Origin of the sequence: Geomonas subterranea, from assembly GCF_019063845.1 — a bacterium.
GTDB classification, from domain to species: Bacteria; Desulfobacterota; Desulfuromonadia; order Geobacterales; family Geobacteraceae; genus Geomonas; species Geomonas subterranea.
Map to the genome: position 1 here is coordinate 2,293,565 of NZ_CP077683.1, position 13,468 is coordinate 2,307,032.

10 protein-coding genes and 1 other RNA gene are annotated in these 13,468 nt (G+C 49.0%); 6 read left to right on the forward strand and 5 right to left on the reverse strand.

The features are described from left to right. Window positions 1-16 precede the first annotated feature (16 nt). The 4 genes from KP001_RS09900 to KP001_RS09915 all read left to right on the forward strand — a co-directional run bounded on the left by KP001_RS09900 (window position 17) and on the right by KP001_RS09915 (window position 3,764). A complete protein-coding gene (locus KP001_RS09900; protein ID WP_217289347.1) occupies window positions 17-1,426 on the forward strand; it encodes a hypothetical protein in 1,410 nt (469 codons plus the stop codon). Between the two features lie 44 nt (window positions 1,427-1,470). Continuing rightward, complete coding sequence (locus KP001_RS09905; protein WP_217289348.1) at window positions 1,471-1,827, forward strand: nucleotide pyrophosphohydrolase; 357 nt, start codon at window positions 1,471-1,473, stop codon at window positions 1,825-1,827. Next, window positions 1,824-2,903, forward strand: coding sequence for a hypothetical protein (locus KP001_RS09910; RefSeq protein ID WP_217289349.1), 1,080 nt, complete (start codon window positions 1,824-1,826; stop codon window positions 2,901-2,903). Before KP001_RS09905 ends, KP001_RS09910 begins: the two co-directional genes overlap by 4 nt. Before the next feature lie 387 nt (window positions 2,904-3,290). Then, a complete protein-coding gene (locus KP001_RS09915; RefSeq protein ID WP_217289350.1) occupies window positions 3,291-3,764 on the forward strand; it encodes a hypothetical protein in 474 nt (157 codons plus the stop codon). 102 nt (window positions 3,765-3,866) lie between these two features. On the opposite strand, the gene KP001_RS09920 is transcribed toward KP001_RS09915, so the two are convergent. Next, window positions 3,867-5,252: a phospholipase D family protein gene (locus KP001_RS09920; RefSeq protein ID WP_217289351.1), complete on the reverse strand. Its 1,386-nt coding sequence runs from the start codon at window positions 5,250-5,252 to the stop codon at window positions 3,867-3,869. Window positions 5,253-5,796: 544 nt separating this feature from the next. Between KP001_RS09920 and KP001_RS09925 the strand changes: the two genes are divergently transcribed. Next, window positions 5,797-6,804, forward strand: coding sequence for a hypothetical protein (locus KP001_RS09925; RefSeq protein ID WP_217289352.1), 1,008 nt, complete (start codon window positions 5,797-5,799; stop codon window positions 6,802-6,804). Window positions 6,805-6,929: 125 nt separating this feature from the next. Here the strand turns inward: KP001_RS09925 and KP001_RS09930 are convergent, their stop codons facing one another. The 4 genes from KP001_RS09930 to smpB form a co-directional block, all read right to left on the reverse strand. Continuing rightward, a complete protein-coding gene (locus KP001_RS09930) occupies window positions 6,930-9,140 on the reverse strand; it encodes a phage/plasmid primase, P4 family (protein ID WP_217289353.1) in 2,211 nt (736 codons plus the stop codon). A 383-nt stretch (window positions 9,141-9,523) separates the two neighbouring features. Next, complete coding sequence (locus KP001_RS09935; protein WP_217289354.1) at window positions 9,524-10,810, reverse strand: site-specific integrase; 1,287 nt, start codon at window positions 10,808-10,810, stop codon at window positions 9,524-9,526. A gap of 88 nt (window positions 10,811-10,898) precedes the next feature. Continuing rightward, window positions 10,899-11,251, reverse strand: a transfer-messenger RNA (tmRNA) gene (gene ssrA, locus KP001_RS09940). Window positions 11,252-11,326: 75 nt separating this feature from the next. Next, the gene (gene smpB, locus KP001_RS09945; protein ID WP_217289589.1) at window positions 11,327-11,800 is read right to left on the reverse strand and encodes an SsrA-binding protein SmpB; all 474 of its coding nucleotides are present in this window, start codon (window positions 11,798-11,800) and stop codon (window positions 11,327-11,329) included. A gap of 409 nt (window positions 11,801-12,209) precedes the next feature. On the opposite strand from smpB, the gene KP001_RS09950 reads away from it, so the two are divergent. Next, a complete protein-coding gene (locus KP001_RS09950; protein WP_217289355.1) occupies window positions 12,210-13,397 on the forward strand; it encodes a cache domain-containing protein in 1,188 nt (395 codons plus the stop codon). The last annotated feature ends 71 nt before the right edge of the window (window positions 13,398-13,468 follow it).

The following is a 13,468-nucleotide window of genomic DNA, read 5'->3' on the forward strand; positions in this document are numbered from 1 at the left end:
GGAGCAAGGGGTTATCATGGAAAAGAAAGTTGTAAGGTTCGAACGTGAGACCACCACAAAGGATGATATCTGCTATGGCGAGGGTTTTTCCCTCCTGACCGATGGCAGCAGTTGCAAAAATTGCCGTGTTCATATGGTTACTGACCGCTTTCTGAGCAGCGAATTCCAGCAGGGTGTGATGCGCGACAGTCGGCCATTCCCCAACGGCACCTACCCTTACGTCATGATACTCGACACTGCCCATTGCAATATTCGCTGCAGGGCGTGTTATGCGTGGACCTATTGGGATCCCCAGCCTGGGGCAAAGCCGGTCATGGTCGACGAGAAGACGTTGGCCAACCAGTTCCGTTGCAAAATTGAAAAATTGCACGATCCAGTGTTGGTGGCAAACAAACGAAGAGTGGCGGAGAAGACGAAGAGGCCATTCTCACGGCTAAGGATTTCAGGAGGGGAGCCTCTTTACAACCCAGAAGGCGACTCCGTTGAATTCTGGCTGTCCTTCTGCAAAGCCCTGGACGGGCAGTTCGAATGGTTGATCGAGAATGACAAGCTCACTCTTAAAAGTGAATCAGAATGGAAGTCGATGGACGTCGAGCAGCGAAAGGCCGCGTTCCCCGTCTTCCTCAAGGCCGATAACGGCAAGGTCAGGGTCCGGTTCGACACCAATGGCCGCCTTTTCAAGTCCGAGGAGCTGACATCGAGGTTCATAGGCGGGATATATGCTCTGAAGCTGAGGTGGGTTAAAATCGATCTCACCTTCTCATTGAAAGGAGCGACTTCCTACGAGGTCGATTGGTTCTTCCGTCGGAATTCCGCATTTGACCCGACGAAATTGGAAAAAAGCGAAGATCTGCATTCGCACCCCCAGTGGCTACCTATCGCTCACCTAAGGGACCAGATCATCCATAATGAGGAAGCGAAGACTTTGGTCGGGAAAAGTGAAGCCCTCATAAGTAGGACCTATTTCAACCCCTGTGGAGAGGTCTCACTGACTCTTGAAAGGGGTATCATGCACAACCCCGCCGAGAGGCTTTATCTATACAGCAAAGATTCACTGAATTGGACCGAATTCGGTGTGCAACTGGCGGAGGAGGGGCTGCAGCTCTCAACCACTGAAAATTGCATTTACCTGGGCCAGCGACCACAGGCGATAGCTTGGCGCTACATAAAGCACGGTAAGTACGAGCTTCGTTTAAGGTGTTGGAAGCACCGCGAGACCGCATTTCTTTCATACAGCATGCATCCAGCCAGCATCCGGCCCTCGTTGAAGCACCTACAGCTAACCGACTACAAAAGTTCGGCGCTTGAGCATTTGGCCAAAAGGCTGAGTATTCAAAATCATCACGCCGGGAAACCGTGCCGTTTCGACACGAAGAGGTGCGATTTTTGGATTGAGCTGCTACCAATAAAAGGGAACTCTTTCTAAGCCGACGACCAGCACCGCACCACACTTTCAACCCGAGGACCTTCATGGACATTAAACAGCTGCAATACGATCTCGAGGCATTTGCTGAAGCACGGGATTGGAACAAATATCATACGCCCAAAAATCTAGCTATTGCCCTTTCTGTCGAAGCCTCCGAGTTGCTAGAAATTTTTCAGTGGCTGACGGATGACGAATCGCGAGGGATTACCAACTCTGAACAGGATATGAGGCTTATTACTGAAGAGTTGGCAGATATTCAGATCTATCTACTTAGACTGTCAGATAAACTCAAAGTCGATCTGGAGGCCGCAGTCAAAGCGAAGGTCGTGAAAAACAGCAAAAAATATCCAGTCGAGTTGGCGAAGGGAAATGCGACCAAGTATAACAGGAGGGGCAAATGAGACAGCTTATACTGCAGCCTGCGGGGAGCGTGGAGTCCAGAGGCCACTATGATGACACGATTTTCCATCCAGTAGCTCTAGACAGAATCTCGAAGTTCGTCACCGCTGCGGAATTTGATCATCTCAAAAACCTCTATCCTGCAGGGAAGGCTCACGTCTGGGGAGTTACCTCCGGGAGAAATACCGTCAAGTGGCAAAAGATTAACAAGAACGATGTAGCTGTCTTTGCGGGGGGGATGAAAATTTTCTCGTCTGGGGAAGTCAAGTACAAGGTCCGAAACAAGTCCTTGGCGCTCAACCTTTGGGGAGAAGATGACGAGGGTCGCACTTGGGAATTCATCTACTTCCTCGACCACATACGGCAGCGAGACATCCCCTACTCGGCTCTCAACAAACATCTGGGTTATGAGCACAATGCCGTCATTCAAGGTTTTAACGTCATACCATGGGAAAAGTGTACCACCTTCCTTGCCTATCTTGATTCAGGAAAAGTAGCGACAGCCGCGTCTTCGCACACCTTGGCCCCTACAATAGAGACGTCGACAAGTGCGGGAATACCAGACAGTCCCTTAGAGGACGATGGTGAATGTACGTTACAAACAGAAGTTTCCAGTGAATACTCTGGATGTGAAGATTTTGAAAGGTTGATAAAAGATCTCGACCCAGCTAAACCACTTGATGCAACAGCCGTCGTACAGATAAGAAAAGAACAAGTATTTTTACGAAAATTCCTCTTTGGAAGTAGGGGGACGGGCATCTGTGGTATCTGTGGGAAAGAATTCCCTGTAGATTTCCTTGTTGCTGCCCATATTAAAAGGCGCGCGGACTGTTCAATTGAGGAAAAACTTGATTATAAAAACAATGTCATGCCAATCTGCAAAATGGGTTGTGATGACCTTTTTGAAAAAGGGTACATTTCCATACTCAACGGCAAGATAATTCGTTGCCCCGACAAGCTCTTGACCCTGGCAATGAAGGCATACGTTGATATCCTTCACAATGGTTCCTGTCTCTATGCCACTCCAAGCAATAAAGGGTACTTTCAATGGCACGCCGACAACAGACTACGCAGGTAGGCAGAGAGATTTCTGAACCAAGTTGGCTGCCATGTCACAAGTCGGTTTTACCGAATTTGGCCTCTACCTGCCCAAACGACTTGCCGACCTTTTTGCTTTTATGGTGGTTTTGAGGAACTAAAACGGCCATGATTTCATTTTCTACTAGAAAAAGGTAGGTCAGTGAAGCTAAGCCCTTCTTTGCCCTCGGCTATTTATCCTCCGACCTCATCCCATTGCACTAACTCTCCTAGAGGTTGAAGGTGCCGTCATCTGGGAGGGCTGACATGACTATTTATGCCATAGGAGAGGTGGGGGCGGACGTTATATAAGCAACCACTCCCCTTACCTGGAACCCAATCCGTTCCACCCGCATAGCATTCTCAAACCTTATATAGGAAGACCGACATGAGCCAACAGTTAGCCGATTCCATTAAAGCTGAATTCGAGGGTCTCACCGGCCTTGCGGTCTCGGCCGTCTACATGCCAAAGGGGAAAAGCCATTCGCCAACAAGCCTGCAACGTGGAACCTGCGGAGTCTACGTCTTCCTAACCGATACCCAATGCTTGAAGGTGGGCAAGGCTGGTGGGAAGAGCAAGGCCAGATGGAATTCCCATCACTATTGCCTTGATGAGACCACCCCAAGCACGCTGCCTAAATCCATCTTGAGACACAAGAACGTCATTAAGAAGTTCTTCCCACCTGAGGCCCATAGAGAGATTGACGTCTTAAGCAAAATCAGTATACAGGATTGGATCAAAAATAACCTCTCCCTTATAGAGTTTGTCATCGAGGACAGCGGCGACAAGTTTGCCCTGAGCCTTCTGGAGGCGCTGGCTCAATACAGCCTGAAACCTGTTTATGAAGGCAAAATCGAATAAATGCGACTTACAATCCCCTTTCTCTTGCTGTGCCTTCCAACAAATTTTGCTTGCAGCTGAGGACTGAATTCCGCAGTCACGGCCCATCCGCACAGCGACGCCCTAGAAATGATCAACCTCAAAGCCTAAGGCATACAGCACACGAGATATCCTATTGTTTCTGATGGGATATTTGTCGGGTCGTGCCAATCCTATCAGCTCACCTAAGGTACTGCGGTCAATGCCCGGATATTTCCATTTTGAATTTGAGTCCGTGCACTCCCATATTTTTTCCCAAGGAGGAGACGACTCATCCCAAATGAAATAATTAAGCACCTCGAGGAAAGACTTGCCATGCTTGTTGGGATCACATAAAAACAGTTTTGCATATTGTTCTGCTTTTATTTCCTTTGAAACTTTTCCATTCTCACTGTCTAAGCCCAGTTTTTCATAAGATTTGAACTGATTTATATGATCAATTAAGGCCCAACAATTTACTACTACTTCAGAAATGTCTTTTACGCTTAGACTAAGTATGTTTTTCTTGGAAAGAAGCTTGCGAACTATAGGCGTCCTTGTTGCAAACGATTCGGAAATTTCCGCATATGGCACTTCTTTTAAAGCCGTCCACATTGAAAAAAGTTCTCGCATCTTCTTGTCGGGATTGCTTTTATTCTGCTCATGATGCTCTTCTATTAATATCTCTACTTTTTTATCACCCTTTATGTAGTCTCCATAATACCAATCAAACATTTTATCTATTTCAGAAAAGCAATCTATCTGCCCCACCCATGCTGGCCGCTTGTACTCTGCCATGTAGATATCAGCATACTCAGTAAGAATCTTCTGACAATATTTCCATTCCTCGATGCATCTTTTCTGGTGTTTACTTCCCTTGCTTATCTTATGTAATGGCGTTTTTTGATTAGCAAAAATTCGCCCTTTTAACTTATTCCACTCGTCGAGAAACTTTTTCTTATGCTGCCTGAGTTGGTATTCAATGTTCTCTATGTCTCTACTGTTACCCATTTCAATAAATATTTTTTGTATTCTATTTAGATCATCAGGCAGTATTGTGGAGGTATAATCTTGTAGGTTTGCAATAAAGGTCTTTATCTCGCCAAAGAAGTTCGCAAACTCGAGGCCTTCTTCGTAAAACACACCAAGTTCTATGTTGTCATAAAGGGCCTTTCCTGATAAATTGGCTGATCCGATGTAACAACCTACTCCATGAAGCCAGATTACTTTCGCGTGTAGATAATCGTATGTAGCTCTAATTTTACATTTCGGATGACGTACACACTTTTGCAGAACACTAAGTGTATCTAAACTTACACCCTCATCTATTCTGCACCAGATATTGAGAGGCTTATCGTGTTTGATAGCTAGATCGAATAGAGTGTTGTCGGTTATATAAGCAACCGCAACGTCAATGCTTGCTGCAGAGGGGACAAGTTCAAGGATTTCTCTGAAATAGTTGTTATTAACCTCATTCGCAATAAGTTTCACAAAGCACCTCCATAAACTAATCCTAGGCGTCCACAAAATATCACATTAAAAACAATTATTCAACAACAGCTCCGAGCGACCAGCTTGCATATACCGAAACAAAATTATTGGTGGTAAAATACCCATCTGAGGACGTAAAGGGCCCTTTTTTTACAAAAAAGGGCCCTTTACGCGAGGATTCATACGGCATCCATTCCACAACCGAACTCCTTGAGGAGAGGTGGGGGCGGAGGTTGAATGAGCAACCGCTCCCCTTACTCGGACCCCCTCCACTCCCCCCGCCTGGTATTACCAGACCTTATATAATTCCCAGTTGTCCCCACGACCAGCCATGGCACCCGGATGTAGTCGGATGACCCTGAGTGGTTGGTGGGAGAGCCTCTTCGCGGCGACGCGAAGAGGCAAACCTTTCCCGTCCGTGGCCCTAGATTTTCACGTGGACCATGGTAGTATCCCTACTTAGTGTCAGGCGAACCTCACGGCACAGTTAGACTGCCCTCATCGGGCAGAATACTACTAAGGGGGACGAGAGATGCGGAGAGGAATGTCGGCAGTTGTCATTACCCTATTGTCAGCTGGTTGTGCAAGTAATCCCGACGTCACATTCAAGTACTACCCCGCCACATGGAAGGCATCCGCTACAGTTGTTCAGACAATTGCTTGCAGCAAAGACCAAAAACGTATCGTCATTTCAAACGTCCCGTCTGTCGCAACAACCTACTACAGCGACCTCAAAGGGCAACCTAAGTTTTTAAAAATTAAAGATCTGGATACTTTTTGGGCAGATAGCAGCCTGACGATGAGCTTTACAGACGATGGTCGTCTTAAAAGTATCAACCAGAACACAACAGGGCAAGGAGAGACAATAATAAAGTCAGCTGTTGCTGTTTCTGCAACTCTTGCAGCACTGGCTGCAATCGAAAAAGACGTTATCCCCGAGTGTAAAGTGGTAGCGCAATTCGCAAACGACAAGCCAGTCACAATTATCTATAGGAAGGAAGACATTGGTCCTAGTTTCATTGGCAAGACCGCAGAGATGACAGCTTCCCCCGAGAGTAAGGACCTTTACGAAGCTTTTCAGGGGAAAAAGATGGATCGAATATCTAGGCCTTATATTATGCTGATATCAAGTGACGCTATAACTACTGGTGTTGAGCCCCCGTCTGTTACATCAAACAACGTAGTCCTCCTTGAGCTTCAGAAAATTTTACCTGTAACTTTTACGTTTAAAACTTCAAAGGGTGCAGACATAGGCACTAGTAGCCTAGTGGTACCAGATACAACACCAAAAAATGCATTAGAATTACCCATTCCCAAAGCTGCACTTTTTGGTGGGCAATCGCTTGCACTCACCCTTACAGAAGCTGGTGCCATTAGTTCGATTACCTACTCCAAGACTACTGGTGCAGCTGGCTCATTGAATGCGCTCGGTGCGATTGCAACTACACAAACCCCTACTACAAAAGCTGCTGAGCTGAAGGCAGAAGCAGATTTAATAGCCGCCCAGCAACGATTGACCCAATGTGCGGCGAACCCAGAAATTTGCGAATAAACCTTAAAATCATGTATTGGCCGGAGGTGTAGGTGGTGTAGACAAATTCTGTAACTTTTCCTAGCGTTTTCTAGTTCAGAAGTTATAGATTTACCCTACACCACCTACACCCTTACGGCTCCTCCCTATACCGCTGCGGGTACTCTCCCACCATCAAGTAACTGCAATCCCGTCCAGATCACTCCACGCTTCGTTCGGTGGTTGGCGTATTTTCGCCTCTCTAGATACCGTTTAACCTGCGCTGCCGTCTTTTTGGGCTCCCCGTTATGCTCTGACCATTGAGAGTACGCATCATATAGATCGCAGCTGCGGACTTCTCCGCCTTCGCAGCAGGAGTCAGCCAAGAAACGCCCAATGACATCATTCTCGGCTTCGTATTCTCTCGCCGCCATTTCTACGGCTGCAGGGACATCACTCAGCCCCTCTTCCTGCCATCGTAAGCAACCTTCGTAGGCCCAATTGAGGATCCCAGAGGCTTCCTGGCAAAGCTTCTTCATCAGGTGCGGGTCCCTTTGTCCTTCAGGTATGCAGAGATTGAAGGGGATGACCCTGATCCTACGCCAGATTCCATAGTCTATTCCTGTAATCATGGGTTTATGGTTGCTCCCGAAGAAGAGCTTGAACTTTGGCTTGTACTCAATCTGGTTCTTCTGATACAGCCCCCTCGTCGAAATTTCCTCCCCACCTGTGACTTGCTTGAGGAATGATTCCGCTAGCCGCTGCCCTTCCTCCCCCTCAGAGGCCATGACCATACGGGCCCCAGCGAACCTCATCAGGTCGCTTCTAGCACCACCTGCTGAGTTGTACCTGCTGGCCATGAAGGAATCGGGATTTGCCTGGACTGCGTAATCCCCTAGAACCGTTTTGACAACATTCAGGAAGGTGCTTTTTCCGTTGCACCCATCTCCTATCAGGAAGAAGGCACACTGTTCATCGGTTGAGCCTGTGAGGGTATATCCAACGACCTTCTGAACCCATGAGATCAGCTCGACATCCCCAGCAAAGACGGTGTTGATAAATTCCAGCCAAGCAGGACAATCAGCACCAGTGTCATAAGCGACCGTAGCCATTTTAGTGTTAAGGTCCTCTCGCGATGCAGCCTTAAAGCTCTGTTTTTTCATATCAATTGTCCCGTTTTGGACATTCAAGAGCCAGTCATTTTTATCAAGTTGGCAAGACATCGTTGCAATTGACTCATCGGCCTGAGCCAACCCCAACATGTTCTTAATGCCGGAAGATGCAAGACTCTGCTTTACCCAAGCATGCAGTTTTGCAGTCTCTGTAAGGTTCTGGCGCCCATCGATATCTCTGAGAATGCTTGCGGCAGTTGAAATAGCTTTTCGCTTCATCTCTTCGGTAGCATCGGCCCCCCACCTGTGTCCATCCCATATCAGCCACTCACTTCTGTCATGGCAGTACCTGATGTCATCTCCGAATGTTGCGACTAACCGTTTCGCGTTTCCGGTTTCGGTATGCTCCACGGCTAAACCGTACCGTTCCGGGTGATTTCTTTGATCAGATTTCCTGATGCTTTTAATGGTCTCCACTAACTTCGACTCTGGCAGTGGCTCTAGGTTGCTGTTATTCCATGGGATAAGGTATGCTAAAACCCTTTCGTCACTGAGCCCTGTCTCTATTAGTTCCCCCGCCAGGGAAGTCAGCGCTTGGGTTCTCATTCCATCCGCCAACGGGACTGAAGGATCAGCCTTGACGTGCTCAGATGCCAGATTGACTGCCGCAACAGGCTTTGAGGTTTGTGCCGGTAAGGCTTGTAAGATCTCTTCCTTGCTGTAAGGACGCATCCCTTCCTCGCAAGCAATCATCTTAACGAGTCTCGGTTCTGCCTTCATGTGGTAAAATCCGGGGAGCCTCAGGGTTCGTGATAAATCCTTCACTGATGGGTCAGTGCCAAGGGCGATGATGAAACGTTCTTGTATTTGTGTGAAGTCAGCTGTGTCGACGTCGGAAACCAACCAGTAGGCGTGTCCTTTCCCTTCGCTGGTTTCAACAACCAGGTGGGGAGTAAGAGAAAACCTTTTGCATACCTCTTGGATTGGCTCATCGTCAGAGTCAATAAAATGAGCACGCACCTTTACGATGTTTTCCCTTGTCCGGCCGACACCGTCGGTCTCGTTGACAGTGACGAATATCCCGGCACCCTCTCGATTTAGCCGTTTGAAGTCTTCTAGGTGGTCCTTCAACTGCCCATGGCGGATTAGGCACGAAAGTTGGCGGGATTTGTCATCGGAAAAGGTTTGAAAAGTGAAACTTCCGTGCGGTGCTAAGGTTTTTAGGAACCTTTCAGCGTCTTCTACTGCGTAAACAAATTCATTCATTGGAAACCTCCATATTTCAGAGGCATCCAGCGCAGAATTGCGCTTTCTCTTGCCGTTGCACCAAGCCGGATCCCTCCGGCTCCTCCTACCTCAACCTTGTAGCTACATTCCGTTACCTCCTTTCATGCAGGCGCAAAAAAAGCCCACATTTCCATCCATCTAGCCGTCAACCCGAGGCGGGTTTCTTGGCAGATCAGATGACTATGTGAGCCACATTCACTTCTGCTATATCGATTTCTGATTTTAAAGGGCATTATACCACAAGAAAGACATTTTGTCAAGCAAAAAATAGGCCAACTGTGATTTTCTTAGTTGTATTTAATTTATGCGGGCGCTCGTTTGGCTTCGGTAGTATTGGAAGAGGGCCCGCGTCAAAAAATGACTCACGGCGCATGAAAGTCCACCCGCCTCAACGTCTCCAATAGGACACTGAGGCGGTACTTTTTCCCATATCGACCTGTGGTAATATTTGAATTTACATGCCCCATAAGCTCTGCAATTAGTGCTTCCTGCGCGCCCAGTTGCTTCAGAGTGTTGGCGTAAGTATGGCGTAGCGAGTGAAAAGTTTTGAGAGGATCATCAGTGATATGCTTCCTGTTAAACCTCTGGTACACCTTCCCGTATGCGCTACCGTAACCGTCCGCCTCTCGTCTCTCAAGGTTCATCCACAGCCTAGGGTGTCTCCTCTCCTGGCACTTCGTCACATGGTCGAGTAAACCAAGCTCAACAAGTCTAGGATGTACTGGAACCAGTCTACTGCTAGAGATTGTCTTCAGTTTCTTGTCGAGGGCGTCATTCACGTCAATGCACCAGATGCCATCAACCTCCCTCACGTCAGCCGTGTAAAGCTGACATATTTCATCAAGCCTCATCCCTGAGTACATGGCGATCAAGGGTATCCAGAACCGCTCTGGTCTGTCATCGTCTTGGGGGAGATGCTTCATGATAGCTTTGAGGTCATCTGAGGAGTAGGTCTTTCTCTCCTCCTCTGGCTTTCTCTTCTGTTTCAGCAGGAACCCCTCTGCTGGATTGACGTCTATCACCCTCTCCTTCACGCAATGGCTCATGAGACTTGTAAAGCGGGTGAGATGCTTGTTGACGGAAGTAATGCTCATCGGCGGCATTTTTCCATCCTCCATCCTCTGGACAACAGCAGAGATGGTCCTGTCAGGGAAGACCTTGTAGAGGTTCGCAGGGAGCTTGCAGAGGGTATCTCTGATCTCTCGTACCTTATCCCGATCAATCCCGTTGACCGGAACATTACCCACAATGTTAAGTAGAAGCTTGAAGGACGCTTCGTTCTCCATCTTAGTCTTGATCGTCCACCCCTGCTGACGGTCCGTGATGAATTGATGGATAGCTTTGGACAGGAGGATAACTGGAGTACCAGGGAGGTTGGCCGCGTTGCAGACTACTGCTTGCTTCTTCCTCCCCATCAGGCTGTCGAGGTTGACCCTCATTTGGTCATCTGAGATGTAGCCCGACCGGAACAAAGAGAAAGTCTTGTTGATCCCTTGGAGGTATGGCAAGGCAAGACGTTGGGCTTCCCTCTTGTCTCTGGTCTTTAGGGACTTCACAAGTTCGGTGGAAGAAATGACACCAAGAAGATCGGCAGGAACGCGGATGCGCACATGGTAATAGCCGCGTCTGTTCAGCAGGTAAGAAAACATAAGCCTTGACCCCTCTCTGTGTAGCAATTTGTGCCACACAGGAGAAATCAAGGCTCATTTTGCTAAAATCTCAATGATTTCAGCTACTTGGTGGAGGTGGCGGGAATCGAACCCGCGTCCGAGAATCGTACACAAAAGGCGTCTACATGCTTGTACCTGTTTTTGGGTTTAGCCCTTCAAGACTCCACAGGGCGGGATTCTTGAGTCGCGATTCCGCTTGATTTCGCCGCAGGGCCACGGACTCTCCCTGAAACTATCCCACTGAATGACGTTCTATCCTCCCACGTGGGAGATGGTAGGTAGAACGTTAGCAGGTTATTAAGCTGCTAAAGCGTAATCGTAATTGTCGGCGCTTAAATGCGTCCCGGATTGTTTAACGAGCCACCCGGACCTCGACATGCAGCCTTTGCTTATTACCCCCGTCGAAACCTTTACACCCCCTTAAATCTGAAAAACGTTCTACGTTCTATGTTCTATGTCAACTGCTTTTACTCTCTTTTCGCGCAACTGCTGTTGCTACTCCCGCTCTCTGGTGCCACGGTTGCGGTCCTTGAGTCCTTGAACGATGTCACGCTGCATGTCTTTCTGCTTCATGACTTCACGCTTGTCGTAGTTCTTCTTCCCTTTCGCCAAGCCCAACTCGGTCTTCACCTTGCCATCCTTGAAGTACACCCGGAGGGGAATCAAGGTATACCCCTGCTCCCTGATCTTGGAAAAGAGCTTCACGATCTCTTTCTTGTGCAACAACAACTTCCGCATCCGGTCGGGATCGTGGTTCTCCCGATTGCCGAAATCGTAGGGGTTGATGTGAAAGTTGTGCAGGAAGGCTTCGCCATTCTTCACCATGGCAAAGGAATCGTTCAGGTTCGCCTTGCCGTTACGCAGGGACTTGACTTCGGTCCCCTGCAACACCATGCCGGCCTCGTAACGCTCCTCGATGAAGTAATCGTGGAATGCCTTCTTGTTGTTGCAAATCAGCTTCTCACCCATAACGTCCAATAGTACCAGAATCACCTGCAAAAGGACAGGGGGAAAAACATAAGGGATTTTTTGTAATTCCAGCTGCTGGAGTGATGCAAAGGCAGGTACCCTCCCTAGGCCCTGTCGCCAAGGTGCACGGCCTCACCCACCGGAGTGTGGTTGATCTACCTCAAGCTGGCGTGCATTGCCTGGAAAACTCTTCGCCTGGAGTAGTACAACCGGCAGCAACAAAGGCGAATAATCCTACTTTCATTGCAATGACAGCGACATGAAGTATTGTATAACCTACGTTTTAATTCTCTTTTCCACTTTGACCTTCTGTCATAGAGGCAAGTCGCGAATGATCAACCCACAACCAGCCCCCCCTTCAACCCGCGACAAAGACAGTTTCTACTCTGGCCTGGTAGCGGGAGTACTGTTGGTCAACCTATTCGCCTACCTCATGGTGGGCAACTCCCTCTTCAATAGTCACAAGCACTATGACAAGCTGGCTGAAGTCACTACGCAAAACCTCGCCAAATCTCTCGAAGGAAACGTCTCCGACATCCTGGACAAGATGAACATCGTCCTCTTCTCGGTCGGCGAAAAGACGGAAGAACAAGTCGCCTCGCACGGCATCGACAAGGGATCGTTGAGCTCATATGCGAAACAACAGGTCCAGATACTGCCGGAAGCTGATGACATCTCCATCGCTGACAGCGCAGGAAACATCCTCTGCGGCAGCGACGGCATCACCGCGCCGGTGAACATCAGCGACCGTACCTATTTCAGCAGACTCCGCAGCGATGCCGGGCAGCAACTGGTAGTTTCCCATTTGCTGAAGGGGAAAGTGACGGGCAAGTGGAAGATCATCGCCGCCAGACGCTACAACAACCCGGACGGTTCCTTCGCAGGGGTGGTGATGGGGACCATCAATGTCGCATACTTCGACCACCTCATCGCTCACCTCGATATCGGCAAGTACGGTGCGGTAGGCATTCGGGACGCCGAATTCCAGCTGGTCGCCCTGCACCCGAAGGGGAAGGAGGCGGCCAGCCAGATCGGCTCCAACGTGGTGTCGCAAAAAACGCGCGACATGATTCAGGCGAACCAGGTCACTGCCACCTACAAGACGGTATTCGCGCGGGACAACAAGGAGCGGATGGTCACCTTCCGCAAGGTCGCCAAGTACCCCTATTACATCTTCGCCACCATCTCACCGGTCGACTACATGACTTCCTGGCGCAAGGAGGCAGCGGTGGGGCTCGTGCTGTTGGCGCTGTTCACCGCAATGACGGCGGCCTCCGCACGCTTTCTGTACAAGAGCAAAATGAGCGCCCTGCTCCACTCCGAGGCCAAGCGCTACGGCGACGAGATGAAGCAGCAAAACGAGGAGCTCAACGCGGCGCTGGCCAGGATCAAACGTCTGGAAGGGATCATCTCGATCTGTTCCTACTGCAAGAAGATCCGCACCGAGGAAGACTCATGGCAACAGATCGAAATGTACTTCAGCGAGCATTCCGACGCCATGTTCAGTCACGGCATATGCCCCGATTGTGCAGGCGAGCAGAAACGCATCTTTCGCGAGGCGGCCTCGTCGCACACAGAGGTCACCAAATACCCCTAAACCCGCACCAGTTATCTGCCGAATAACACTTCATACAGCGATGTCGATCCGTACACGAAAACCGACTCAGC